This is a genomic window from Prochlorococcus sp. RS04, from assembly GCF_001989455.1.
Taxonomy (GTDB): Bacteria; Cyanobacteriota; Cyanobacteriia; order PCC-6307; family Cyanobiaceae; genus Prochlorococcus_A.
On record NZ_CP018346.1, the window covers coordinates 559,613 to 586,582 of the forward strand.

Annotated in this window: 26 protein-coding genes and 2 tRNA genes; 13 read left to right on the forward strand and 15 right to left on the reverse strand. The window is 32.1% G+C overall.

Annotation, left to right across the window (positions count from 1 at the left end; genetic code table 11):
* Positions 1–2 precede the first annotated feature (2 nt).
* On the reverse strand, positions 3–578 hold the full coding sequence (gene rdgB, locus BS621_RS03275) for an RdgB/HAM1 family non-canonical purine NTP pyrophosphatase (protein WP_077141798.1): 576 nt from the start codon (positions 576–578) through the stop codon (positions 3–5).
* Positions 579–580: 2 nt separating this feature from the next.
* Entirely contained in the window at positions 581–2,035 is a 1,455-nt protein-coding gene (locus BS621_RS03280; RefSeq protein WP_077141799.1) for a phosphoglucomutase/phosphomannomutase family protein, read from the reverse strand.
* An 80-nt stretch (positions 2,036–2,115) separates the two neighbouring features.
* Here BS621_RS03280 and BS621_RS03285 point away from each other — a divergent pair, with 80 nt between their 5' ends.
* Positions 2,116–3,534, forward strand: a complete 1,419-nt coding sequence (locus BS621_RS03285) for a TM0106 family RecB-like putative nuclease (RefSeq protein WP_077141800.1) — start codon at positions 2,116–2,118, stop codon at positions 3,532–3,534.
* Here the strand turns inward: BS621_RS03285 and ygfZ are convergent.
* Both ygfZ and pyrE read right to left on the reverse strand, forming a co-directional pair.
* On the reverse strand, positions 3,520–4,356 hold the full coding sequence (gene ygfZ / locus BS621_RS03290; RefSeq protein ID WP_077141801.1) for a CAF17-like 4Fe-4S cluster assembly/insertion protein YgfZ: 837 nt from the start codon (positions 4,354–4,356) through the stop codon (positions 3,520–3,522). The genes BS621_RS03285 and ygfZ overlap by 15 nt on opposite strands.
* A 10-nt stretch (positions 4,357–4,366) precedes the next feature.
* A complete protein-coding gene (pyrE, locus tag BS621_RS03295) occupies positions 4,367–4,927 on the reverse strand; it encodes an orotate phosphoribosyltransferase (RefSeq protein ID WP_077141802.1) in 561 nt (186 codons plus the stop codon).
* A 141-nt stretch (positions 4,928–5,068) separates the two neighbouring features.
* Between pyrE and BS621_RS03300 the strand changes: the two genes are divergently transcribed.
* From BS621_RS03300 to BS621_RS03310, 3 genes are all read left to right on the forward strand, one after another.
* Positions 5,069–5,141: transfer RNA gene (locus BS621_RS03300), tRNA-Ile, on the forward strand.
* A gap of 18 nt (positions 5,142–5,159) precedes the next feature.
* Positions 5,160–6,428, forward strand: coding sequence for a hemolysin family protein (locus BS621_RS03305; protein ID WP_077141803.1), 1,269 nt, complete (start codon positions 5,160–5,162; stop codon positions 6,426–6,428).
* Positions 6,429–6,478: 50 nt separating this feature from the next.
* Entirely contained in the window at positions 6,479–7,483 is a 1,005-nt protein-coding gene (locus tag BS621_RS03310) for a Gfo/Idh/MocA family protein (RefSeq protein WP_077141804.1), read from the forward strand.
* A 26-nt stretch (positions 7,484–7,509) separates the two neighbouring features.
* Here BS621_RS03310 and BS621_RS03315 read toward each other — a convergent pair whose 3' ends face one another.
* Both BS621_RS03315 and tgt read right to left on the reverse strand, forming a co-directional pair.
* The gene (locus BS621_RS03315) at positions 7,510–7,650 is read right to left on the reverse strand and encodes a photosystem II reaction center protein K (protein ID WP_002805418.1); all 141 of its coding nucleotides are present in this window, start codon (positions 7,648–7,650) and stop codon (positions 7,510–7,512) included.
* 35 nt (positions 7,651–7,685) lie between these two features.
* Positions 7,686–8,804, reverse strand: coding sequence for a tRNA guanosine(34) transglycosylase Tgt (gene tgt / locus BS621_RS03320; protein ID WP_025933073.1), 1,119 nt, complete (start codon positions 8,802–8,804; stop codon positions 7,686–7,688).
* Positions 8,805–8,902: 98 nt separating this feature from the next.
* Here tgt and BS621_RS03325 point away from each other — a divergent pair, with 98 nt between their 5' ends.
* Complete coding sequence (locus BS621_RS03325; RefSeq protein ID WP_077141805.1) at positions 8,903–9,643, forward strand: adenosylcobinamide-GDP ribazoletransferase; 741 nt, start codon at positions 8,903–8,905, stop codon at positions 9,641–9,643.
* Here BS621_RS03325 and BS621_RS03330 read toward each other — a convergent pair.
* Positions 9,621–10,757 carry a sensor histidine kinase gene (locus BS621_RS03330; RefSeq protein ID WP_077141806.1) on the reverse strand — a complete coding sequence of 379 codons (1,137 nt, stop codon included), beginning with the start codon at positions 10,755–10,757 and terminating at the stop codon, positions 9,621–9,623. The two genes, BS621_RS03325 and BS621_RS03330, sit on opposite strands and share 23 nt — an antisense overlap.
* A 255-nt stretch (positions 10,758–11,012) precedes the next feature.
* Between BS621_RS03330 and BS621_RS03335 the strand changes: the two genes are divergently transcribed.
* On the forward strand, positions 11,013–11,381 hold the full coding sequence (locus tag BS621_RS03335; RefSeq protein ID WP_011817760.1) for a DUF3155 domain-containing protein: 369 nt from the start codon (positions 11,013–11,015) through the stop codon (positions 11,379–11,381).
* On the opposite strand, the gene BS621_RS03340 is transcribed toward BS621_RS03335, so the two are convergent.
* The gene (locus BS621_RS03340) at positions 11,378–11,995 is read right to left on the reverse strand and encodes an alpha/beta hydrolase (RefSeq protein ID WP_077141807.1); all 618 of its coding nucleotides are present in this window, start codon (positions 11,993–11,995) and stop codon (positions 11,378–11,380) included. The genes BS621_RS03335 and BS621_RS03340 overlap by 4 nt on opposite strands.
* A 33-nt stretch (positions 11,996–12,028) precedes the next feature.
* On the opposite strand from BS621_RS03340, the gene purH reads away from it, so the two are divergent.
* Positions 12,029–13,582: a bifunctional phosphoribosylaminoimidazolecarboxamide formyltransferase/IMP cyclohydrolase gene (gene purH / locus BS621_RS03345; protein WP_077141808.1), complete on the forward strand. Its 1,554-nt coding sequence runs from the start codon at positions 12,029–12,031 to the stop codon at positions 13,580–13,582.
* A 1-nt stretch (position 13,583) separates the two neighbouring features.
* Here the strand turns inward: purH and BS621_RS03350 are convergent, their stop codons facing one another.
* From BS621_RS03350 to sfsA, 4 genes are all read right to left on the reverse strand, one after another.
* The gene (locus tag BS621_RS03350) at positions 13,584–14,144 is read right to left on the reverse strand and encodes a DoxX family protein (protein ID WP_077141809.1); all 561 of its coding nucleotides are present in this window, start codon (positions 14,142–14,144) and stop codon (positions 13,584–13,586) included.
* A 103-nt stretch (positions 14,145–14,247) separates the two neighbouring features.
* Entirely contained in the window at positions 14,248–15,444 is a 1,197-nt protein-coding gene (locus tag BS621_RS03355; protein ID WP_077141810.1) for a 4-hydroxy-3-methylbut-2-enyl diphosphate reductase, read from the reverse strand.
* A gap of 89 nt (positions 15,445–15,533) precedes the next feature.
* Positions 15,534–16,994, reverse strand: coding sequence for an ammonium transporter (locus tag BS621_RS03360; protein WP_011862304.1), 1,461 nt, complete (start codon positions 16,992–16,994; stop codon positions 15,534–15,536).
* Between the two features lie 181 nt (positions 16,995–17,175).
* On the reverse strand, positions 17,176–17,916 hold the full coding sequence (gene sfsA / locus BS621_RS03365) for a DNA/RNA nuclease SfsA (RefSeq protein ID WP_077141811.1): 741 nt from the start codon (positions 17,914–17,916) through the stop codon (positions 17,176–17,178).
* A gap of 70 nt (positions 17,917–17,986) precedes the next feature.
* On the opposite strand from sfsA, the gene murJ reads away from it, so the two are divergent.
* Positions 17,987–19,570, forward strand: coding sequence for a murein biosynthesis integral membrane protein MurJ (murJ, locus tag BS621_RS03370; RefSeq protein WP_077142652.1), 1,584 nt, complete (start codon positions 17,987–17,989; stop codon positions 19,568–19,570).
* Here murJ and BS621_RS03375 read toward each other — a convergent pair.
* Positions 19,567–19,857: a DUF3181 family protein gene (locus tag BS621_RS03375; RefSeq protein WP_077141812.1), complete on the reverse strand. Its 291-nt coding sequence runs from the start codon at positions 19,855–19,857 to the stop codon at positions 19,567–19,569. The two genes, murJ and BS621_RS03375, sit on opposite strands and share 4 nt — an antisense overlap.
* Before the next feature lie 14 nt (positions 19,858–19,871).
* Entirely contained in the window at positions 19,872–20,123 is a 252-nt protein-coding gene (locus BS621_RS03380; RefSeq protein ID WP_077142653.1) for a hypothetical protein, read from the reverse strand.
* Between the two features lie 86 nt (positions 20,124–20,209).
* Here BS621_RS03380 and BS621_RS03385 point away from each other — a divergent pair.
* The 5 genes from BS621_RS03385 (at position 20,210) to leuD (ending at position 24,946) form a co-directional block, all read left to right on the forward strand.
* Positions 20,210–20,283 (forward strand) — tRNA-Arg (locus BS621_RS03385).
* Positions 20,284–20,360: 77 nt separating this feature from the next.
* Entirely contained in the window at positions 20,361–21,632 is a 1,272-nt protein-coding gene (gene glyA / locus BS621_RS03390; protein ID WP_077141813.1) for a serine hydroxymethyltransferase, read from the forward strand.
* Entirely contained in the window at positions 21,629–22,903 is a 1,275-nt protein-coding gene (locus tag BS621_RS03395) for a competence/damage-inducible protein A (protein ID WP_077141814.1), read from the forward strand. Before glyA ends, BS621_RS03395 begins: the two co-directional genes overlap by 4 nt.
* A gap of 13 nt (positions 22,904–22,916) precedes the next feature.
* Positions 22,917–24,323: a 3-isopropylmalate dehydratase large subunit gene (leuC, locus tag BS621_RS03400; protein WP_077141815.1), complete on the forward strand. Its 1,407-nt coding sequence runs from the start codon at positions 22,917–22,919 to the stop codon at positions 24,321–24,323.
* A complete protein-coding gene (leuD, locus tag BS621_RS03405; protein WP_077141816.1) occupies positions 24,323–24,946 on the forward strand; it encodes a 3-isopropylmalate dehydratase small subunit in 624 nt (207 codons plus the stop codon). The genes leuC and leuD overlap by 1 nt, the downstream gene beginning before the upstream one ends.
* Here the strand turns inward: leuD and BS621_RS03410 are convergent, their stop codons facing one another.
* Positions 24,947–26,950: a DUF3769 domain-containing protein gene (locus BS621_RS03410; protein WP_077141817.1), complete on the reverse strand. Its 2,004-nt coding sequence runs from the start codon at positions 26,948–26,950 to the stop codon at positions 24,947–24,949.
* Positions 26,951–26,970 lie beyond the last annotated feature (20 nt).

Consider the following 26,970-nt stretch of genomic DNA (forward strand, 5'->3'; position numbering starts at 1 on the left):
ATTTAAGCAAAAATTTCAATTAAATCTGGAATAATTTTTTTTAATGCTTTACCCCTATGACTACAAGAGTCTTTAATATCATTTTTCATTTCTGCGAAAGTTAACCTGGTAGAACTCTCCTCAAAAATTGGGTCATACCCAAAACCACTTTTTCCTCTGGGGTTTAAAATAATATTGCCATGACATTTGGCCTCAGATTCAATAATCACTTCACCATTTGGGGAACAAACACAAATATTAGCAATAAAGAAAGCACTTCTATTTTGAACTCCATCAAGTTCTCTTAAAACTCGTTCAATTCTCTTCTGATCATTTTCTGCATATCTTGATGAGTAAATGCCAGGCTTACCAGCTAGTGCTTCAATACAAATTCCTGAATCATCTGCTATTGAAAAATTATTCGTTTTTCTCGAAACTTCACTCGCTTTTTTAATTGCATTATCTCTAAATGTCAGTCCATCCTCTTCAACATCTAATGATTCTGGCTGCAGTAACAATTTACAATTAACTCCAGCAAGCAATTTCTTATATTCTTCAATTTTACCTTTATTCTTACTAGCTAAATATAAATTTTTCATCCTTATTTTTCTGCCATATTTATAAATTCTTGACCCCACTCTAATACCTCAATTAGATAAGATTCTTTTGGTGCTTCACAATATAACCTTAAAAGAGGTTCCGTTCCTGAAAACCTAAACAAAAGCCAAAAATTTTTATCAATTCTCAACTTTATTCCATCGATTTTTGAGATACTTTTTAATTTGTGATTATTAATATTCTCAGGAATATTATCTATGATAAATTCTTTTACGTTATTTTTTTCTGACTGATTTGGAAATTTAATATCAATTCTTTTATAAAAACTTGGCCCAAAATCTTCTTGGATTTCATCTAAGGTTTTATATAAATATTGAGATTTTTCAGCAATTCCATTTAATAAAACCATCGCTGCATATAGAGCATCTCTTTCAGGCATAAAGTCACCAAAACCAACTCCCCCAGATTCCTCCCCCCCAATAAATATTTTTTCTTTGATCATTTTTTCAGCAATATATTTAAATCCAACTGGAAGTTCAAAAACATCTCTATTTTGACTCTCTGATATATTTTTAATAATATCTGAACCACTAACAGTCTTTAAAACTGGATAAGAATTATTTTTAATTTCGCCCAAATAGCTAATAAAGTATGGGAGTAAATCTTGAGTACTAGAGTATCTTCCTTTTTCATCAATTGCCGCAATTCTATCACCATCACCATCAAATATAATTCCTAAAGTTTTCACTTCATTTGTTGAATTTTTCATTAGTGTTTGTTTTAGATCATCTGCATAATTCAAAAGAGGTTCAGGAGGGTTCCCTCCAAAAAAAGGATCAGCTTCTTTCCTGATTTCTGAAATAACTTCTAAATCATTAGAAGCAAAAATCTCAGCCATACAATTTGCAGCAGAACCATGCATAGAATCTACAAAAATTCTCAATTTCATTTTTTTTAATCTCTTGGAAATATAGTCAATATCAAAAAGGGATCTAATTCTATCTAAATGAAATTTCTTAATATCTACCAATTTATTAACACCATCTATTTTTTCAATTGAATGTCCAAGCATTAATCTTTTTTCAACTTCACTTGTAAAAGATTCGTCAACAGAACATCCATTAAAGCTCTTTATTTTCAGACCTAGCCAATTATATGGATTATGACTCGCTGTAATTACTAACGCTCCAAGACAGCCAACTTCTTTGGCATAAAAACTACAAGAGGGTGTTGTAACAAAGCTATCAGATAAGATCGCTTCGAAACCACATCCTCTTACAAAAGGCACTATTTGCTTGGCGAATTCACAAGCCATGAATCTGCGATCATATCCAATAATAATTTTCTTTGAATTAACTTCTTTATAGTATTGATAATGCAACTCCTGACATGAAGCGACAACAACTCTTGAAAGATTCGACAGGTTAAAGTCAAAACCAATAATTCCTCTCCAACCATCAGTTCCAAATTTTATCTTGTCTAATTTATAAGCTGTCAAATTTAAAATTTCCTTGAATTCTTCTAATTATCTATAATAATTTATATGAGTAAATTTTAAAACCGCCCTTAAAAAATAATTTGAATTCTCTTCATTTAAAAAGTTTTACAAGATGTAAAAGAAAAGCATGGCTCGATTTTAAGGGTAAAAAATCTTATGAAGTTTGGTCTCCCCATAAAGCTATAGATAAAATTAATCAGTTTAAAATTTTCTCTGAATTTTGTAATGGTGAAATATATACAGGATTAAAAGCCTGCGAAAATGGCTATCAAGGGGTAATTGGATTAAAAATCAAAGGGAATCTTTTCCAAAATATAGACGCAGAAATACGTCCACAATTACTTGTAAAGACTAAAGGTAAAAGTAAATGGGGAGAATATAAATATTTACCTGCTGTTTATAAGTTAGGCCACAAAACAACAAAAGAACATTTATTCGACTTAGCTTTTAGTTCTATGCTGTTGGAATCATTTCAAGAATCTAAAATTGATAAAGGATTAGTAATTTCAACTTTTTATAAAAAAGTTAAAGTTGAAGAAATTTATTTAAATAAAAAATTAAGAAAAAAAGTTTTAAATGTTTTATTAAATTTGAATGAATGCTTGGGGGGATCAATACCAGAAATAACTCAAGATAGAAAAAAATGTACTATTTGTTCCTGGCAAAAATTTTGTGATAGAGAAGCAAAAGAAAATGGATATCTAACAGATATAGATGGAATAGGGCCTAAAACGGCCTCATTACTCAAATCAAAAGGAATAATTAATACCCAAACATTAGCTTCGTATAACGAAAAACAACTTGGCGAGAAATTATCTCAATTCAACGATCAAAAGAATGAAAAAGCGTCCAAATTTGTAAAGCAAGCACAAGCATATATCTACGGAGAACCATATTTCATTTCTAATAAAAATAATACTAACGAACTACTAGAAAAAACATGTTCGGGATTTTATATATTTGATATTGAGTCAAACCCAGATGAAAAGCATGATTTTTTATATGGATTTTTAAAAGTAAATAATTTGTCTATAAAAAAAGAAGATCTTATTTATGAACCAATCTTAAATCTTAAAAACAATAAAGGAGAATCTTACAGGCAAATTATTGAAATACTTTTTTCACAAAAGGAATGGCCAGTTTTACATTACGGAGAAACTGAAAAAATATCAATAATTAATATTGCTAAAAACCTAAATTTTAGTGATCAAGAAATTGATTCACTTGCCTCAAGATTTATTGACTTACATACCTTAATAAGAAAGTCTTGGATATTACCACTAAAAAACTATGGCTTAAAAACTGTTTCTAATTGGCTTGGGTTCGAATGGTTGCAGAAAAATGTAAGTGGCTCGAAAGCACTTTATTGGTGGATTCAATATCAAATTACAGAAAACCAAATATTTTTAAAAAAAATTATCCAATATAACAAAGATGATTGTTTAGCTACTCTAAAAATTGCAGAATATTTAATCAAAGATCAATTAAAGAAAAATTGATCCAACAGATTTATTGATAATAATTTTTCCAAAAATTTCTGAAAAAAAATAATTTCCTTCCTCTAAATATTTTCTTTTTATCATTGCTAAACCTTTTATTTGAGAATCTGATATAAAAAAACTAGTGATTTTGCCTACAGAAATATCCTTAGCAGAATTTATATATAAATTTTTATCTTCAACGTCTAAATTCAAATTAGATTCTAATGATTTCCAAGTTCTTATTTCCTGTTTTAAAGAAGAAACATTTTTTATTTTTGACATTGTTTCTTGCCCTAAATAACAACCTTTATTAAAATCTATAAGATCTTTTAATCCAAGCTCAAGAGGATTATTTTTTCCGTTTATTTCCATTCCTAATGAGGGTATTGCCTGATTAATCTTCCAAAGTTTTAAATCATTGGGATTTAGTAAATTTAGTTTGTATTTATATATTTCAAATTCTTTATCTTCTTTTTTGAAGAAAATAGGCTGGCAAGTTCTCCATGAACTTGATTCATCAATTTCCTGAATTCTATTTATTATGAAAGGTTCACTTAGAAATACATCATCCACTGGAAAAATAATTTGATTAAAGTAATTAATTATTTCATTAGTGTTACCCGCCAAAATAATTACTTCTAATTTTCTTTCTAAAAAAATAATTTCAATTAATGACCTTAGAATTCCATTTGGAGTTAACCAACAAGTTTTGATAACTTTATTTTCTGAATCAAGAATATTACCTGTTGTTATTCCATTCAAAAATTTTCTGGCATCTTTTCCAGTAATAGAAAAACAATCAAATTTTTCAAGCCAAAAATTTTTTTTTATATCTTGCATTTTGAAATAATTATAAAAAATCTTTTATTGTAAAAAGACTCTTTAATTTAACATTTTCATCTTCAAGGGCTTCTAATCCCCCTTCTTGCCTATCAACTATAGACAAAACTTCCTCAACAATATAATTATTTTCGCGTAACTTTTTTATTGCTTTTATCACTGAACCAGCAGTTGTTACGACATCCTCTAAAACAGTTACCAAAGTTCCTTCCTCTAATGTAGGACCCTCTATTCCAGCTTTGGTACCGTATTGTTTTATTTCTTTCCGAATTATTAAACCATTAAGTCCTAAGCCTTGCGAAGCTGCTTTGACGATTAATCCGCTTACAAGAGGATCTGCACCTAAAGTCAAGCCTGCAACAGTTTTTGACCTTGAGTCCTTTAACTCTAAAAACAAATCACTTATTAAATTTAAGCCTTGGCCATTTAATGATACCGGTTTACAATTCAAGTAATGACTGCTTTTTTTCCCTGAAGATAAAGTGAAGTTTCCTTTCTTGTAAGATTTTTCAATTAACTGTGTTAATAATTTTGTCTTATTTAGATCATACTTTTCAGAAAAATTTCCCATTAGTAAAAGTTAAATTTATATTTAAAGATTAGAAGAAAAAAAAGAAATCTCACAAAAACTTCCTAATAAGGTGTTTTTTGAAATATTATTTTTATATTGTATATTGAAATTCAATGTAATTAAAATTACATAAATTCCCTTGGGGGTGTAGCAATCTGGTGAATGCACCAAACTCATAATTTGGCTAAGGCGAGTTCGATCCTCGCCACCCCCATTATTTATTTGTCATTGAATGAAAATAACTCTTCTTTTATTTCTTTTATTTCTACCAGCTTTTTTCGCAGCGAGTGAACTCTCTTTTTTATTAATAAGGCCAAGTAAAGTTTTAAGGTTAATAGAAGAAAAAAAGAAAGGAGCATTTTCAATTTTAAAAATTCAAAAACGTTTTAGATCTTCACTAATTGCTTCTCAATTTGGAGTAACAATTTCATTAATTGCAATTGGATGGCTTAGCAATAACATTGCTAAGGATTATTGGAAAAGCAATATTTTATCAAATAGATTTTATGATCTTCTATTGTTTTTATTTGTTGTTTTAGTTGTTACTCTCGTTTCCGGACTAATTCCTAAAGCTTTAGTAATTAACAATCCACAATCTGCTGCATTAAGGCTTACAACAATATTTGATGCCGTGAGAAAAGCCATGAATCCTATAGTGAAAACAATAGAATTCTTTGCTAGCGCCTGTTTAGGCTTGTTCAATTTAAATAACAAATGGGATTCTTTAAACTCGGGTTTATCAGCTGGAGAATTAGAAACTCTTATAGAAACAGATAACGTAACAGGTTTAAAACCAGATGAGAAGAATATTCTTGAAGGAGTTTTTGCTTTAAAAGATACACAGGTTAAAGAAGTAATGATTCCAAGATCTGAAATGGTAACTTTGCCAAAAAATATAACCTTTTCAGAACTAATGAAACAAGTAGATAAAACTCGACATGCTCGCTTCTTTGTGATTGGTGAGTCTTTAGATGATGTATTAGGTGTATTAGATTTACGTTATCTAGCTAAGCCAATATCAAAAGGTGAAATGGAAGCCGATACATTATTAGAGCCATTCCTTTTACCAGTAACAAAAATAATAGAAACATGTTCACTAGCAGAAATATTTCCAATAGTAAGAGACTACAACCCCTTCTTACTAGTAGTTGATGAACACGGGGGAACAGAAGGACTAATAACTGCAGCTGATCTAAATGGCGAAATAGTTGGAGAGGAAATGCTCAATAATAAAATCTTTTCAGATATAAGAATGTTAGATAATTTCTCTAAAAAATGGTCAATAGCTGGAAAATCAGAAATTGTTGAAATCAATAAAAAGATAGGATGTTCAATTCCAGAAGGGACTGATTATCATACTCTTGCTGGATTTATGTTAGAAAAATTTCAAATGGTTCCAAAAATTGGCGACGTTTTAGATTTTAGTAATATTAAATTTGAAGTTATTTCAATGTCAGGCCCAAAAATTGATCGTGTTAAAATAATTCTTCCCAAAAGCTAAATGTGACTCCCCATAGAGGATAATGATAATTAATATATGGATTTGAAATTATGCAACCAACCTCATCACCAGTAAAGGTTGGAGTCATAGGTATAGGAAATATGGGCTGGCATCATGCTCGAGTACTCAGTTTACTCAAAGATGCGAATCTCATTGGAGTAGCAGATCCAAATGAGGAGAGAGGTAAATTAGCTATTGAACAATTTCAATGTGAATGGTTCAAAGATTATAAAGACCTAATTCCAAAAGTTGATGCTATCTGCATCGCTGTGCCTACACTACTTCATCAAAAAGTAGGACTAGATTGTCTCAATGGAGGAACTAACGTACTCATCGAAAAACCAATTGCAGCTAACGAGTTAGAAGCACAATCCTTAATAGAGGCCGCTAATGCAAGTAACTGTCTATTACAAGTTGGTCATATTGAGAGATTTAATCCTGCTTTTAGGGAATTAAATAAAATAGTACATAATGAAGAAATTGTTGTTTTAGAGGCAAGGAGGCATAGTCCTAATGCAGACAGAGCAAATGATGTATCCGTAGTTATGGATTTAATGATTCATGACATTGACCTTGTTTTGGAGCTTGTAAACTCAAAAATACAAAAATTAGCAGCTGTTGGAGGCAGAAATAGCGAAGGATTAATAGATTATGTCAATGCTACTTTAGTTTTTAAAAATAATGTTATTGCAAGCTTAACGGCCAGCAAAATGAGTCACAAAAAAATTAGAAGTTTAAGTGCTCACTGTCAAAATGGGTTAGTAGAAACTGATTTCCTAAATCACTCCTTACAAATCCATAGAAAGTCTCATGAATCATATACTGCAGAACATGGCGAATTAGTTTATAGAAATGACGGATATGTTGAAGAAGTTAGCACAACCTCCATTGAACCTCTATATGCGGAACTGGAGCATTTTCTTAAATGTGTTCAAGGCAAAGAAATTCCTGAGGTAGATGGTGAGCAAGCCTCAAGAGCTTTAAAAATTGCTGATTTTATAGAGTGTGCTGTAGAAAATTCTGGAGATGCGATTTTACTTGAAAATCCTTTCTAATGCGGGCAATCTAAACTAAAAGAATTTTATTTAAATCCAACTGCAGCTTGCCAAACAAATACCAACAAAAAGAAAAATAAAGGAATAAGTGGAAGAACATCAACAGTAGGAGCAAAGGCCTTGTAAGCCTCAGGCAATTCAGCGAATGTATTAAGTAGAATGAGCACCTTTTTTGATAATTTAATTTAATTATGTTAAGACGTTACCACGTATGATGAGCAATAGAGGATGTTTTCCAAGGAGCGAAATCATTTGTAAAACAATTATCTTTAATTGCAGCAGAAATTGCATTGGTAAATCTTATTAAATGAGCAATATTATGCAAACTTATTAGTGTGAGACCTAATATTTCATCATTTCTAATTAGATGATGTAAATATGCACGAGAATAGGACTTACAGGTTTCGCATTTACAAGTTTTGTCAATCGGAGAAAAGTCATTTTTAAATCGAGCATTTCGCAAATTCAATCTTTCATCATTAAAAAATGCAGTCCCATGTCTTCCTAGTCTTGTAGGCAAAACACAGTCAAATATATCGAATCCATTTGCAACAGCTAAAGAAATTTCTCTTAAAGAGCCAATTCCCATTAAATATCTTGGTTTATCTATTGGTAAGAATTTCGGGACGTAATTAATTACACTATGTATTTCTTCGACTGCCTCTCCAACACTTACACCTCCCACTGCTATTCCAGGAAGATCAAAAGAAGTTGTATATTTGGCGCTATATTCTCTTAATTTCGGATACTTACCACCTTGCACTATACCGAATAATGCTTGATTGGATTTCTGATGAGTCTCGACACATTTTTGCAACCATGAATGAGTTCTTCGTAAAGAATCCTCAATATCATTTTCGTTAGCTGTATGCGGAGGACAATGATCAAAAGCCATCGCAACATCCGATCCAAGATCCATTTGAATCTGTATTACTTTTTCAGGTGATAAAAATACATGACTACCATCTCTTGGATTTTTAAATTCCACTCCTTTATCAGAAATATTGTTTAATTTGGCCAAACTAAAAACTTGATATCCTCCTGAGTCAGTAAGAATAGGCTTAGGCCAATTCATGAACTTATGTATACCGCCAGATTCTTTTACTAATTTTTCTCCAGGTTGTAAATGAAGATGAAAGGTATTTGAGAGAATCATTTCTGATCCTGTAGAGGTTAACTGCTTAGATGAAATTCCTTTAACCGTTGCCAAAGTACCCACAGGCATAAATTTTGGAGTGTTTACCTGACCATTTGGTGTATGAAATATACCAGTTCTTGCCGCTGTGTTACTGCAATTCGATGTAATTTCAAATTCAAACACGATAATTTATAAAATTTTTTGATCCTTTTTCATTAATCTACCCTATTATTTAATATTGAATCTATTTTTATCTCATCAAAAAATATTTAATAAAAAATTTGGCAGGATCTTGGATTTTCTATACTACATTTCCAAAGATACCTTTAATTAATCCCGAATTTAAAAATATTGCACAATTTGCCCCGCCCTTAGGATTTTTTATTGGAACAATACAGAGTTATATTTTTCTTTTTTTAACAATAAACTCTTGGTCAATTTATGCATCTGCATTAATTTGTTTGGCTTCAGGATATTTTATTACTGGTGGTCTACACATTGATGGTTTAATGGATACTTTCGATGGTATTTTTGCGGGTAAAAAGAAACGTTTAAAAGCCATGAAAGACAGTAAAGTTGGGTCCTTTGGCGTTCAAGCTTTGGTTTTTATAACTTTAATTCAAATTGCTTGCATACTGAAAATTCAAACCCTAATAATTTTTGTTTTACCTATATGCTTATTTTGGGGAAGATTTTCAAATTTATTTTTTATAGAGAAGTTTAAATATGTCAGTTATAAGAAAAAGTCTATTAGTCACAAAAAGTTTTGGAATGGATTTAAAAAAGAATCTTTGATCTCCATTATTTTTCTTTTAATTTTCATTGCATACCAATTTGTTTCAATTACATCCCAAGCAATATTAATTAAATTTTTAATCCTTATTTTGATTGGTATTTTTCTAAGCTATTCTATCCCAAACATACTGGGGAATAAAATTGGAGGCTTCAATGGAGATGCTTGCGGTGCAAGTGTTGTACTAGTTGAAACTGCAATGTTGTTTATGCATGCAATTCTTTTATAGGTAGTTCTAAATAGAACATATTTTTCTTCTTAAGATTTTTTGATTTCTCATTATTTTCAATCGAGTTATTTTCCATCAATCTCAAATCTCCTCCAATTTGTTTTGCTAATTTTCTCGCTAAAAAAAGTCCCACACCAGTGCCATCTTTCTTTTTAGAGGCAGATCCTCTAAAACCTTTTTCAAAAATTTTCTCGTTTTCATTTTTGGTTATTTTTTTACCATCATCAAATATACAAAGTCCATTACTCGTAATGGCGAGTCCAATTTCAGCATCTTTTTGGGCATATTTAAACGCATTTTCTAATAAATTGGCCACGATTTCGGCAATCACAGCATATTTTGCCTTTAATGGCGAAATAGTCCAATCTGGCCAAAGAGAAGGTTCAGTCCAATCTCTATTCTCTAAGTCCGCATTAGCTTTACCCCTTTCTAATATTGGCCTTAATAAACTCTGAATAGTTATTACCTTTTTATTATCTAAATTTGGAGGTAATAATAATCTTTCCTCTCCAATTTCCAGCGGAAGTTGAATAGGTGAATTTAATTGCGCAAAAGAATCCATATATTGATTAATTTGTTTTTGCTCCATTATCATGCGTTCGACTATTTCAATAGAATCATCATCTGAGCCAAGTCTTTTTATTAGTAATTTTGCATATGTCCTAATAGCGGCCAATGGATTCCTTAACTGATGAATTATGACATTGACCTGATTTTTTAAAAAATTGATTTCTTCATTTTTATTTTGACGTTCTAATTCTATAGAGACGCATTTAGCTAAAGATATTGAAAGTGCTTTTAATCTAGAATCAAGAGATACTGGCCAATTCCCCCCTTTCAAATCAGTTTCTACCCTAAGGACACCAAGTAAAATATCATTTTCTTGAAGAGGGTACCATCTTCTGTTAGGCGATGAAACTTTTAGTGAAGGATCATCTTCTATTGATGTAAGTAGCCTATCAATTTGTGGCCATTGTCCTATCATTTCAAAAGATGCTTTAGTTCCTTGCTTAGCTGAAGCAAGATACATAACTAAATTAGTCACGCCCATTGAGCAACCAAAACTCTCTAGCTGTTTTATTATTAACTCTTCAAATTTTTTTGAAAGATTCATAATTAATTAAATTTTGAGAAATTTTTAAAAAAAAAAAAAACTTGAGAAGGGCTTGTAAAATATGAAAAAAGTATTAAGATATATAAAGAGGTCTGACATTAGCCAGCCTTAAATATGAATATTTAATCATATTTTAAGCTACATCAGGGGTTGATGGGTCCTCTATGTAATTTGAAGTGAATTTAAAATCACATATATAAGATTAGTAAAAATTAATAAGACTAATCTCACTAATAATTTCAGGAGTACCAATCAATGTCAAAAAAAAGAAAAAGAATCAGCAGAAGAAGATTGGCTGGCCAAAGAGTAATGGCACATGTACCTATTTATCATATCGAAACTGGAAAACATAAACCAGTGACAGCAGCAAGAAGATTCATAGCTGAAAATGGTCTCTCTGCTCCTTCAGTTTTCAATGTAAGAAGAAATGAACACACCACTGATAGATTTTTTTGGGGTGAAAAAGGGTTGTTTAGTGCCCAATATGCTGAAGAAAATCATTTTCTATTTCCATCATTAAAAGTTGTAGTTGAAGGAATTGGTGAAGAAAAAATATTTGAGGGTCTAGAACTTACTGCAGATGATTGGGAAGAGATTGAAGAATATGAATATGCTTTTGTTTAAAAAATCTTACTAATATTTGAACTTATAAAGTTAATTAAATTTGAATCAATTTGATGAAATCCATCGAATTCTAATAATTCGCAAAATTTAGAAGAATTACTCTTTACCTTTTTATATATAGTCCTAGAAGCTTCTATAGGTACAACTTCATCAAATAAACCATGACTAATAATCAAGGGCGAGAATTTTTCTCCTGGGGCCCAGTTAGGGTGAGGATAACCACTACAAGCAACAATTAATCCAAAATTTAACTTAAATCCCGCATCAATTGCCATTGCTGCTCCTTGAGAGAAACCCAACAAAATTGTTTTTCTGAGTGGAATCTGATCAGTATCAAATTTTTTTAATGAAACTAAAAGTTTATTTACTTCAACCTCAGCTCCATTCCAATCATGTGGGTATAATCCATACCACTGTCTTCCCTGACCGCTTGGGTGTAATCCAGGAGCCCTCAAAGAAATTACCTCAAAATCAAGAGTTATTTTTTCAGTCATCTCCTTGCCAAATGTTAAAAGGTCATCTGAATCAGCTCCCCAACCATGCATCAAAATAATTCTATGAGTTGCAGTTTGAGAGCTAATCGAGACAAATTCATGATTGATAGCATATTTCATGTTTATATTCTTAAGTAAGTAAACTTTCCCATAATGTCTCCATTAGCTTTAGTAAGTGTCTCTGATAAAAAAAATATAATCCCATTTTGTAAGGAATTGGTAGAACAATTTAATTATAAAATTCTATCAAGTGGAGGAACTGCCAAACATCTTATAGAGGCCAAAATTCCAGTTATTAAAGTTGCTGATTTTACTAATTCTCCAGAAATTCTTGGAGGAAGAGTTAAAACTTTACATCCAAAAATACACGGGGGAATATTAGCTAAAAGAACTGATAAGGAACATAAAAAAGATATAGAAGCTAACAATCTTGAGTTAATTGACTTAGTAGTTGTAAATTTATATCCTTTTAAAAAAACAGTAGAGAAGGGAGCTAAATGGGAAGATGCTATTGAAAATATTGATATCGGAGGGCCATCTATGATTCGTTCTGCAGCTAAAAATCATAAAGATGTTTCCGTTTTAGTAGATCCTAGTCAGTATCAAAATTTTCTTGAAGAAAGTAAAAAAGGTAAATTGAAAGACTCATATAAAGCAAAATTAGCACTTGAAGCTTTTCAACATACAGCAGACTATGACACTGCAATATCTAATTGGATAAGAGAAGAGAGAGATTTACAATCTTCCAAATATATTGAATCTTATCCACTAATAAAAACCTTAAGATATGGGGAGAATCCACATCAAAAAGCTTTCTGGTATGGTTTAAATAACATTGGATGGAATTCAGCAGAACAATTACAAGGAAAAGAATTAAGTTATAACAACCTATTAGATCTAGAGTCAGCACTTTCAACAGTTTTAGAATTTGGCTACCCAGAAAAAGATGAATTTGCAACCGACATGTTCGCCTCTGTTATTTTAAAACACAATAATCCTTGTGGTGCCTCTATAAGTAATTCAGCTTCTAAGGCATTTTTGAATGCTTTGGAATGCGATTCTATTAGTGCATTTGGAGGAATAGTTGCTTTTAATTCAAATGTTGATAGTGAGACCGCAATTCACCTCAAAGATATTTTCTTAGAGTGTGTCGTCGCTCCATCTTTTGATGAGGAAGCTTTAGAAATTTTAAAAGTTAAAAAGAATTTAAGAATTTTAAAGTTTTCAAAAGATCAACTTCCAAAAAAGAATCAAAATTCTACTAAATCAATAATGGGAGGATTACTAGTTCAAGATACTGACGATAGTGAAGAAAAAACTGAAAATTGGATTTCAGTAACTAATAAAAATCCGAGTGATCAAATTAACTTAGATCTGAATTTTGCATGGAAAATTTGTAAACACGTGAAATCTAATGCCATTGTTATTGCAAAAGACCAAAAAACTATTGGTATTGGAGCTGGACAAATGAATAGAGTTGGAGCAGCAAAAATTGCATTAAAAGCAGCTGGAAGTTTAAGTTCTGATGCTGTCTTAGCCAGCGATGGGTTTTTCCCATTTGCAGATACTGTAGAACTAGCAAATGAATATGGAATAAAAGCTATTATTCAACCCGGAGGAAGTCTAAGAGACCAAGAAAGTATTGATATGTGTAATCTAAAAGGAATCTCAATGGTATTTACACAAAAAAGGCACTTTTTACATTGAATTATGTTGATTTTGGATAATATGTAATTTTGTTAGTTTTTCTGAATAAAGATAGCCTGCCTGGACCTGCACAAAGAAAATAGAGAGAAATAGCCCCATATATAAAAGACAATTCGAAAGCATAATTATGACCTTCAACGACTGCCAGAGGAAAACCTTCTAGTCCAGTATCAAGGAGATGAAAATAAACTGCAAATGCCATGGTGGAGAATAGACCAAGAGAAGAAAGCCTGGCGAAAATCCCTAAAGCCAATCCAACTGGGCATACTAGTTGAGTAATTGCTGCTCCAAAAGTCCAAATAACAGGATCACCAGGCAAAAATGGGAAATACTTACCAACTACAAACTCGGCAAAACCCTGCGGATCCTGAAGTTTCTCAAGGCCATGATGAATCATCAAAGCACAAAAACCTATTCTTAAAACAAAAATCGATAGTTCTCCAAGGATATTTACTTCTGAACCTGAAGATGAATTGGCAACTACAACTTCAACTTTTTGAGGAGCCTTAGTTCTATTCATACTTGCAGTTTGAACCTGATTAGATTGTGCTTTGTCTTCCATACTTCATTAAGTTTTCATTATTCTAGTTAATAAAGTAGATATTTTGGAATTATCTGACTAATAAATTAAAAAAACTAAGCAAATTTATAAATGAATAACAAATTCAAGTTGCAATATCAATTAACTTTTCAATAACATCTGCAACAACCTTATCAGGCGTAGATGCACCTGAGGTAATTCCAACATTAATTTTTCCACTAGGTAGAAAATTATTCTTGAGTTCTAATTCTGATCCTAGTGGTTTATGAAAAATTGAGTTTTCTTTAACTGATATTCTCTCTGGAGTATCAATGTGAAAAGAAGAAATATTTTTATTAATTGCTATTTCTTGTAGGTGAGTAGTATTGGAAGAATTGAAGCCTCCAATAACTACTAAAATATCAAGGTCTTCATCAACCAGAGAGAACATTGCATCTTGCCTTTCTTCAGTTGCATCACAAATAGTATTAAAAGCTAAAAAGTGGCTATTTAAGTTTTCCGGTCCAAATTTCTTTAACATCGTCCTTTCAAAAACCTTTCCAATTTCCTCAGTCTCGCTCTTAAGCATAGTTGTCTGATTCGCGACTCCCACTCTATCTAAATCTTTATCAGGATCAAATCCATTAGAACAAGCTTTAGCAAATTTGTTCATAAACTCATTTCTATTTCCTCGCCCCAGAATATATTCAGAAACATAATTCGCTTCTTCTAGATCAAGTACAACTAAATATTTACCTGCGAATGAACTTGTAGCGAGAGTCTCTTCATGTCTGAATTTTCCATGGATAATGGATGTGAAAATATGTTTTTTATGTTTTTCAACTGTATGCCAAACCTTAGAAACCCATGGACAAGTTGTATCAATAATATGACAACCTTTCTCATGCAAGAGTTTCATTTCTTGAACAGTAGCTCCGAAAGCAGGGAGTATAACTACATCCCCATTAGAAACTAAAGAAAAATCTTTGATTCCATTTTTAGCTGAGATGAATTTTACATTCATTTTCCTTAAATGATCATTAACCGAGGGATTATGAATTATTTCGTTTGTGATCCAAATATTCTCATTTGGGTAATGTCTTCTAGTTTCATAAGCCATTGCAACAGCTCTTTCAACTCCCCAACAGAAACCGAAGGCTTGGGCCAACTTTATATTTAGTCTGCCTTTAGTATAGGTAAAATTATTATCCCTAATAGAAGTTATCAAATCACTTTGGTAAGCTTCTTCCAACGCTTGAGCTCTTTTTGTTGGAGAATCGAAACCCCTTCTATTGTATCTGTCAGAATGATGAAGAGATCTTCTAAAAGCTTGAGTGTCCATCTTCCTATATTACAACGTTTTAAATAATTTTTTGTAAAAAAAAAGAAACCTGACATAAGTCAGGTTTCTTAAATTAATTTTTCGTTAGATTACTTAGCAGATGCAAAGTCTGGATATGCTTCCATTCCATGCTCTCCTATATCTAAGCCTTGAGTCTCTTCCTCTTCAGATACTCGGATTCCACCGAATAATCCTCCAATTACAGACCAGGCAATCCAGCAAGTAACTAGTGTCCAAATAGCATAAGCTGCGGCACCAAGAGCTTGAACTAGAAGAAGGGTAATACCTCCGCCATTGAACAATCCCATACCTGCTCCATCACCTTGTACAGCTGTACCCCAAAGACCGATAACAACAGTACCCCATACACCACAAACTCCGTGAACAGAGAATGCGCCTACAGGATCATCGATCTCAGCGGCATCAAGTGCTGCAACAGAAAATACAACGATTATTCCACCTACTAGTCCTGCGAACCAGGCTCCAGCAAGAGTCATATCACCACAACCAGCAGTGATACTAACCAAACCAGCAAGGATTCCGTTAATTATCATTGTAAGATCAGGCTTACCAGAAGTTAATGTTGAAACAATAGTTGCACCAATAGCACCAGCTGCTGCTGCCAAAGTAGTTGTTACAGCAACATATGGAACCCATTGATCCATAGCAAGTTGAGAACCGGGGTTAAAACCATACCAACCTATCCATAGAACTAATGCACCAAGAGTAGCTATAGCCATGTTGTGTCCTGGCATAGCTTGTGGTTTCCCATCAGAGTATTTGCCAATTCTTGGTCCAAGAAGCATAGCTCCTACAAGACCCGCCCATGCTCCAACTGAGTGAACAATTGAAGAACCAGCAAAGTCTACGAAACCTAAAGAATCAAGCCAACCACCATTCCATTTCCAGCTACCAGCAATTGGATATATAAATGCAGTTAATACAACAGCAAAAACAACAAATTCTCCAAATTTAACTCTTTCAGCAACAAGACCGGATACGATAGTTGCCGCAGTTCCTGCGAATGCAGACTGGAACAAGAAATCAACTGTTGGGACTAATCCAGCATCAGTTACCATATCTGCAGTAACTGTTGGATCAAAAAATAAGCCTCCAAAATAAAGCCATCCGTCAGCAACACTACCTCCGTACATTAATGAATAGCCGATAAACCAATAAGAGGTTACAGCCAGAGCAAATACGAATAGGTTTTTAGCAAGGATGTTTACTGCGTTCTTAGAACGACACATACCTGCCTCAACCATAGCGAAACCAGCGTTCATAAAGATCACTAAAATAGTAGCGATCAAAAGCCATAAATTGTTAGCAAGAAAAGCTGCATTCAACTCAGGTAAATCAGCTGCGTGAGCTGAAAGATTAAAAATACCTAAACCAAACAGAGCTAGAGGAACAGTCGCAAGCCACAACATTGAGCGGTTTGAACTAAATCCTCGAATACTCCTCAAAAGGAGCATAGGTCCATTAACAAGACTTGCATCTTGTAATTTGGACCTAGAGCGCCTTTGAGGCGTTTGCAAAGCAGTGGTCATAAAAAAAAATTAGATCTGCAAAAAAACAGTTTGTGCTGTTTCCTTTCATATTCAATTTTGCTCAAAAAACTAATTAGTGTCTAGTAGTCGTTGTTACCAATTTTATAGTTGCACCTTAAAACTATATCTGTTAAATTTAAAAAATTTTTTTTTTAAGATTTTCAAATTATCAAGATTTAATTTATTTCAAAGGTCTAATTCCTTTCCATGATACGTGGTCTTTATGAAATTCAAAGGAACATGGAATAGTTATCATTCCTGCACTTAGAGATTCTCTAAAAAGACTGCCGTATAAGGGGTCTGCTTCATCTCCAGGGGCAAAAAAACAAGCGTCTTTTCTCGTCATACAAAGTACCAAAACACTTTTACTTTCAGGAATTAATTCCTTTAATTCTATGAGATGTTTTTGGCCTCTTTTCGTGACTGTATCTGGGAATAGAGCTACATTTTCTTTAATCCAAGTCGTATTTTTAACCTCTATGTAAATGTTACGTTTATCAGGATTTGAAGATTTTGGGGTTAAAAAAAAGTCAATTCTGCTTTTTTTATCTTTTCCATAAGGAACTTCAGATTTAATTGTCTCTATTTCACCTATTATTTCTATAAGCAGATTTTTCTCTATAACCTTTTTAATTAACTTGTTTGCAAATAGAGTATTAATGCCTACCCAAACCTCCTCATTTTCTGCATTAAAAACACATATCTGTTCCCAAGTAAAAGGTAATTTTCTTTTTGGAGAAGTGGAAACACTTATTCTTACTTTTGCTCCCTCACTCAATAATCCCTTCATTGGGCCAGTGTTAGCGCAATGAGCAGTTACTACCTCTCCACTCTCTAATTCAATATCTGCAAGGAACCTTTTATACCTCTTAATTAAAACTCCTTCAATTAATGGATCAAAATCAATTATCCGATCATTCATAAATATGTCGTTTATTAGAATTCAAATATAATTGAAACCTAAACTGATTGAAAAATTTAGACGAATCCAAATGCATTCATTTTTAAAAAATAATGTTTTTTCAATTTCGTTTGGTACTAGTCTAAGTAAATTAGCTGGATGTATAAGACAAATATTTATAGCTGCTGCTTTTGGGGTTGGTGCAACTTATGACGCGTTTAATTATGCATATATAATTCCTGGTTTTTTGATAATAATTATTGGGGGTATTAATGGTCCATTGCATAACGCAGTCGTTGCAGTTTTAACTCCGCTTAACAAAAAAAATGGAGGGATTGTTTTAACTCAAGTAAGCATAAAACTTTCAATATTATTATTAATTTTAGCCATATTGATTTACTCTAATTCCAGTTTATTAATTGATTTATTGGCCCCGAATTTAAGTTACGAAGCTAAATCTATTGCCACTTACCAATTACAAATACTTACACCTTGCATCCCTTTATCCGGCTTCATAGGTTTAAGCTTTGGCGCCTTAAATTCCCAAAGAAAATTCTTTTTATCAAGTATAAGTCCAGCGATAACAAGCGTAACTATCATTTTTTTTATTTTTTTTAGTTGGATTTTTAACCGAGAAAATACATCTTCTAATTTCTTTACCTACACGGGATTACTGGCATTTGCAACTTTGACAGGAACTTTAATTCAGTTTGTTGTTCAAATTTGTGAAATAAATAAAATTGGTCTCTTGAGATTAGAGTCAAACTTCAATTTATTTAAAGATGAAAAGAAGAGGATTTTCAAACTAATTATTCCAGCATCTATCTCATCAGGTCTAAGTCAAATTAATGTTTTTATCGATATGTTTTTCGCTTCAAGTTTTCAAGGCGCAGCATCTGGACTAGCTTACGGAAACTTTCTTATACAAGCCCCCCTAGGCATATTATCTAACTCATTGATTCTGCCATTACTTCCAAAGTTATCTCAATTGAGAAGTGAAAAAGACGAAAGAGGGCTCCAAAAACAATTGACATCTGGGATAGAGACCTGTTTCTTGACAGCTATTTTTTTAACCGGATTTTTCATAACATTCAATAATCAAATCGTACAATTAGTTTTTCAAAGGGGATCATTTGATTATTCAGCAACTTTAAAAGTAAAGAATATATTAATTGCTTATGCAGTTGGCATACCCTTTTATCTTTATAGAGATTTATTAGTAAGAACCTATTATTTAATAGAAAAAACAAACTTCCCTTTTAAGTCTTCATTAGCAGGGATAATATTTAATATTTTTTTTGATTGGTTTTTAATTGGTGCCCCAATTAAAAATTTTGGGAATCTTTCTCCTTATAATTTTGGAGTCGTAGGAATAATTTTATCTTCAGGAATAGTCAACATTATAGTTTGTATTTTTCTTTCTTTTAATCTGCGCAATGAAAATATCATTTTGCCTAACTTGGAATTATTGAGGAAAATTAGCCTCTTGGCATTAGCAGTATTTATAGACAGCACACTTTGTTTTACTATTCTCCAAACTACTAATAACTTCAATTCAAATCTTGCAGAATTTTTATTATTAATATTTGGAACTCTAACTTTTTTTGTAATTTATTTTTTACTTACAAAATTCTTGAAAGTAAATAAATTTAAAGTTTCAAAAAAGGAGATTTAGTTTTTAAAAAAACTTTCCAAAATCTCTTCTAATTCTAGAATTTGTGAGTTAGTGATTAAATTAATCAATGGAATACTATTAACACCATCCCCTACTTTTACATCTATTGCTTTAAGACTTAATTTTGCAGCCTCCAATGGGCCTTGATCTCTATTGCTGATACATTCAATAGCAAGATGCCTAGCTAGTCCAGCGTCTCCAAGATATAAATTCCACTTTTCTATTTTTATAAAAACCTTTTCGGAAATAACATTTTCTAGATCACTTATAGTTATCTGAGAGTCCATAAATAGAAATTAATTTAAGTTGATTGTTTTGAAGTATCTTTTGGTTTTTTTATAATTACGAAAAGTAAATGGGAGGCCAAAAGAATTGACCAGACAATTGCAAAATTATTAAAAAAGCTGATTTCATATTTAATCTCTTTTAAAAGCCACGTGCCACTTACAATCGCAGTAAATATCATGCAGTGAATAACAAAATTTACTATTCGAGAAAAATGTTTATAGATAGGATCTTCCGAGTCACCATTTCCGTACCACTTTATAGGCATATTAATAATTAGATTGTTAATAATAGACATTTTACCCGAAATCTAGTTGACTAAGAGACCCTGAAACAGAGATATTACATAATTATGCGCCTGTAGCTCAGTGGATTAGAGCACCTGACTACGGATCAGGGTGTCGGGAGTTCGAATCTCTCCAGGCGCGTTTAAAATTCTGAAATATTCTTTTTATATTTTTCTAAAAAATATCGTCTATATTATGGGTATTACTTATTAAATTCAATGAATATCCTTCAAAATCTTAAAGAAAGCGATCCAGTAATATCAAATTTTATTAACTCTGAAAAAAATAGGCAGGAAACTCATCTTGAGTTAATCGCAAGCGAAAATTTCGCATCAGTTGCCGTTATGCAGGCTCAAGGTTCCGTACTTACAAATAAATACGCCGAGGGATTACCCCAAAAAAGATATTACGGGGGATGTGAATTTGTTGATGAAATCGAAGAATTAGCTATTCAGAGAGTGAAAAAATTATTTAATGCAAATTGGGCTAATGTTCAACCCCATAGTGGAGCGCAGGCAAATGCTGCTGTTTTCCTAAGTCTACTTAAACCTGGCGACACAATCATGGGGATGGATTTATCTCATGGTGGACACCTAACTCATGGGTCTCCAGTAAACATGAGTGGTAAATGGTTCAATGCAGTTCACTATGGTGTAAATAAAGAAACTAGTGAATTAAATTTTGATGAAATAAGAGAGATAGCACTTGAAACAAAACCAAAATTAATCATATGTGGATATTCTGCTTATCCAAGAACAATCGATTTTGAGTCATTTAGAAATATTGCAGATGAAGTTGGTGCGTTCTTAATGGCTGATATTGCACACATCGCCGGTCTTGTAGCAAGTAAACTTCACCCAAATCCAATACCATATTGTGATGTAGTAACCACAACTACTCATAAAACATTAAGAGGGCCTAGAGGGGGACTTATATTGTGTAAAGATGCAGAATTTGGAAAGAAATTTGATAAATCTGTTTTCCCTGGAACTCAGGGTGGGCCCCTCGAACATATAATTGCAGCTAAAGCAGTCGCATTTGGAGAAGCCTTGCAGCCAGATTTCGTTAATTATTCCCAACAAGTAATAAAAAATGCAAAAGTTCTAGCTTCAACTTTAATAAATAGAGGTATTAATATCGTTAGCGGAGGCACTGATAACCATATTGTTTTACTCGATTTAAGGAGTATCAATATGACTGGTAAGATTGCTGATTTACTTGTAAGTGAAGTGAATATCACTGCAAATAAAAATACTGTTCCATTTGACCCTGAATCACCTTTTGTAACCAGCGGACTAAGGTTGGGAACTGCTGCTCTAACTACTAGAGGCTTTAATGAGGATGCTTTTGCTGAAGTTGGTGAAATTATTGCTGATAGATTACTTAACCCAGACGATTCACTGATTGAAAGTAAATGTAAAGAAAGAGTATTAAGCTTATGTAATCGTTTTCCTCTTTATGAAGGCAAACTTGAAGCATCAATTAAATGAGTCCTAACTCCAAGGGAGTTGAAATTCTTTCTATTGGAACAGAGCTACTCTTAGGAAATATTATCAATACAAATGCTCAATGGATTTCTGAAAAGTTATCTCAATTAGGCTTAAATCACTTTAGGCAATCAACTGTCGGTGATAATTGTGATCGAATTATAAAAGCAGTTCAAGAAATATCGACAAGAAGTAATCTTCTAATTACAACTGGTGGCTTAGGACCCACCCCAGATGACTTAACCACTGAAGCAATAGCCAAATCTTTTAATGTATCTCTTTTTGAAAGACCGCTTTTATGGGATGAAATTAAACAAAAACTCTCAAACTCAAAGCTCAAGGACGATTCCTCCAGCTTAAGGAAACAATGTTTCTTCCCTGAAAATGCTCAAATTATTAATAACCCTAGGGGCACTGCCCCAGGAATGATTTGGGAACCAGTAAAAGATTTTACTATCCTTACTTTCCCAGGAGTACCCAGTGAAATGAAAACTATGTGGGAAGAGACGGCGTATGATTTCATTAAGACCAAATTCTCAGATAATTATTCCTTTTTCTCAAATACTCTTAAATTTGCGGGTATTGGAGAATCAAGCGTTGCTGAAAAAATTAATGATCTATTAAATCTTAAAAACCCTACCGTTGCTCCATATGCAAACTTAGGAGAGGTTAAACTCAGAATCACCGCGCGAGCTAAGAACGACCTAGAAGCAAAAAATATAATTAAACCTATTAAAGAAAAATTAAAAAAAGATTTTTCAAAATTTATTTTTGGAGAGGATAACGATACTCTTCCTAGCGTTTTAATAAAAGAATTAACCAAGAGGAACGAAACAATTGTATTTGCTGAATCCTGCACCGGAGGCCTTCTATCTTCATCACTAACCTCAATATCAGGCTCATCTCAAGTTTTTCAAGGTAGTATTGTTTCCTATAGTAATGAACTAAAAAATTCATTATTAAATATTTCTAAAAAAAAGCTTACAAAATATGGAGCTGTTTCTGAAGAAGTTTGTGAGGCCATGGCAATTAATGTAAAAGAAAAATTAGGAGCAGATTGGGCAATAGCAATTAGTGGAATAGCTGGGCCTAACGGAGGCAGTCAAGATAAACCGGTTGGACTTGTCTATATTTCAATTTCAGGCCCAAATAATCATATAACTAACATAAAAAAACTATTTAACTCAACACGAAATCGAATAGAAATTCAAAGACTAAGTGTAAATGTGTGTTTGAACAGCCTCCGATTAATCCTATTATCGAATAGTAAGTAACTATTTTTACAAATTGAGTCAAGATACCCTATTTGATAAAGTTTGGGATTTACATAAGGTTTCAAGTCTTCCTGGAGGATCTGATCAAATATTTATTGGTCTTCACCTTATCCATGAAGTGACGAGTCCTCAAGCATTTGGTGCTTTAAAGGACAAAAAATTAAAAGTAAAATTCCCTGATAGAACTGTTGCTACTGTTGATCATATTGTACCAACAGATAATCAGAGCAGGCCTTTCAAGGATAATCTCGCTGAACAGATGATTGAAACACTTGAGAAGAATTGCTTAGAACATAAAATAAGATTTTTTAATATTGGTAGTGGTAATCAAGGAATAGTTCATGTAGTAGCACCGGAATTAGGCCTAACTCAGCCAGGAATGACAATCGCTTGCGGAGATTCTCATACTTCAACTCATGGAGCTTTTGGGTCAATTGCTTTTGGTATAGGTACAAGTCAAGTAAGAGATGTTCTTGCTTCGCAAACCTTAGCCATGAACAAATTGAAAGTGAGGCAGATTTGGTGTGACAATACATTATCTAAGGGTGTTTATGCTAAGGATTTAGTTCTTCATATAATTAATAAACTTGGTGTAAAGGCAGGAGTAGGTTTTGCATATGAATTCGCAGGACCTGCGATACATGAATTATCAATGGAAGAAAGGATGACGATATGCAATATGTCTATTGAAGGAGGAGCAAGATGCGGCTACATCAACCCTGATGAGAAGACCTTTAGTTACATTAAAAATAAATTATATGCTCCAAAAAATGAACATTGGGATAGAGCGCTTAGATGGTGGGAATCATTAAAAAGCGATGAAAATTCAATTTATGATGACGTAATTAAATTAGATGCTTCTAAAGTGGAGCCAACTGTAACCTGGGGGATTACTCCCGGCCAAAGTATAAGCATTAATCAACAAATCCCTCTTTTAGATGAATTATCCCCAAATGATAAATTAGTTGCAGAAGAGGCTTATGAATATATGAGTTTCAAGCCTGGACAATTAATAAAAGATACTCCTGTAGACGTTTGTTTCATAGGTAGTTGCACAAATGGAAGAATCAGTGACTTAAGAGTTGCAGCTAAAGTATTAAAAGGCAAAAAAGTATCCAAGAATGTCAAAGCATTTGCAGTTCCAGGTTCAGAGAAAGTAGCCACTAAAGCAAAACAAGAGGGTCTTGATCAGATATTTAAGGATTCTGGATTTCAATGGAGAGAACCTGGCTGCTCAATGTGTTTAGCAATGAATTCAGATAAGCTAATAGGTAATCAAGTTAGTGCGAGTTCTAGTAATAGAAATTTCAAGGGTAGGCAAGGATCTCCCAGTGGAAGAACACTTCTCATGAGTCCAGCAATGGTTGCCGCTGCTGCAATTAATGGCAAAGTCAGTGACGTTAGAGAATTTATTAACTGATGAAATCAGAGTTTACCCAGCCAATTGGAAAAATTTCAAATATTAACGGGCAATGTATCCCGTTGATTGGTAATGACATTGATACAGATCGAATAATTCCAGCACGTTTTTTAAAGTGTATTAACTTTGATTCATTGGGTGAATCTGTTTTTGAAGACGATAGAAAAACTTTAAAAGGAAAGCATCCTTTTGATCTTGAGGAAAACAAAAATGCCTCAATACTAATTGTTAATAGCAATTTTGGATGTGGTTCCAGCAGAGAACATGCTCCCCAAGCGCTTATGAGATGGGGTATAAAAGCAATTATAGGAGAAAGTTTCGCCGATATTTTTTACAGTAACTGTATTGCAATCGGAATTCCATGTTTTACGTTACCTAAAAAATCCATAGAAGAAATACAAAACTATTGCGATAATCAATTTTTATTTTTAGAAATTGATCTGAAAAAATCCTCAGCAAAATCAAAAGATTTAAATTTTAATCTTGAAATTAGGGAAAGCTCAAGAAAAATGTTTTTAACAGGAGAATGGGATGCTACTTCAACACTACTTGACAATGAAAATTTAATAGAAAATAAATTTAACCAATTACCTTATATAAAATTTAACTCTTATTATTCTTAACTATTTAAATCCAAATAACTTGAAAGAGATTCCCCCTGCTTGATTATGAGGTTGATAAAAAATACCAACTTCATAGGATCTTTTTTTCCAATTTAAAGAAATTTTGGAATCTATAAATTCACCATAATCATTTGAATCGTTTGTTAAGTTCAAAATCCCAAAACTTTTGAGAATAATTGGTCCATATAATTGCTGATCATAAGAAATATTTAAGGTTAAGTCCTCATAATTATGATCAAACTTAAAAACACTTTCGCCACTATCAAATTTATAAAAAGGTAAAAGACTTATACGAGTATAGTCAAAAGTTTTGTTTTTAAAATTACCAAATATTAATTCTGGGCCTATACCTAGCCCTATATATTCTTGATGATGTCCATTTTCATAGAAAGAATATGATGCTTCTAATCTTGTATTAAGACTTAATCCTTTTGAGATTGGTTCAGGAATATACTTATATGAAATATCAATAGATTTCTTTTTAGGATTTACAATACTAATTGGAAATTTCTGATCAAGAGAATAAAACAAATTACCTTTTAGATTAGTTACAAGATTTTTTGTATTTAAAGCCTCAGCCGTTATGTTGGCCAAACCTAAAGATAAAAATTCTGACTTTTGGATGCCATCAGTAATCCAATTATTTTCTTTTTGCAATTTTGAACCATAACCAGAGTAAATTTCTGCTTCACCTAATGAACCATTCCAAACCCTCTCTCTATAAACTCCATAAAAACTTTTTTCCCATACTGAATCTAACAAATCAATTTCTTTACTCAATTTGGTGTTAAATCTAAATGCATCGGAAAATTTATTAAAGTCAAGAGAATTTAAATTCTTTTCTATTTCTAAATCCCAATTTTTTATTGTGCCTTTTATCTGGGATTTTAGAGCAAAATAATCTTCAAAACTTGAATTTCTTTTAACCCTATCTGAAGTTATTGATTCCCCCTTATTTACAAAACTTTTTGTATAGCCTTTTAGTGAGCGTTGAATCAAGAGTTGAGGTTCTAAATCAAGAACAAAATCATCATTAATGTCTATTGAGTTAATTCTCCTCCCGATAAAATACCCATCCTTATCTAAATTTTCATATCCAAAGTTCCATGTATTTGCAGGTTGTACCTTTTTAAAATCAAAATTTCTACTACCTAACCAAAAGGGGATTGATACTTTTTCGTCAAGTATTAAATAATTTAATGAGGATTTAAATCTAAGTTTTTCATTAATAGGAAAAACTTCTAATGAATTTATTACTAATTTTGCTTGTTTTAATTCAAGTAAATCATTACTAAATATAGCCTTCTTACTCTTCCACTTATCTCCATCTATGATCATTTTTTCTGTAAAAAACAACCAATTCTGTATATTTTCAGGAGTATTTATAACTTCCCTTTTATTTAAGTCAATTAAATTTTCTAACTTTTTAGAATCTGATAAGCTGAAATTTGAAGATACGTCATCAATCAAAGTATTGGTATTAATAACACCCTTAACATCTAATAGATAACCTTTTTCACTATTAAAGCTGTATTCAAGTTGTGAAACTCTAAAGATTTGATCTCCTAATATGAATGTTATATTTCCGTTTGCTTCAATTTTTTTATTTGACTTGTCGTATATTAATTTATCAGCTTTGAGTAGTTTGCCTTTATAAGAAACGGAAACATTGCCCTCTGCATAAATAACATCACTTATTTCGGACTGTTTATCCGATTGTATTATTAACTCATGTTGATTTTCGGCTTTAGCAACCAAAAGTGAATCTGTTTTTTTCTTTAAAAATTTTACATAATCATTACCTTCATCAAGATTATTACTAAAAGATCCATTTTGAGAATTTGATGAAATGTCTAAATTAGATGAATTTGATAAAGTTATTTTTATATTCCGATTGTTGACATCTTTATTAATTTTTGAAAATTCAGCTGATTTTGATGGCTGAATAAAATTAATAAAAAGAAAAGAGAAAAATATTACTTTTTTTGATATACCTGAAATCAATTTAAGAATTTAATTAAAAA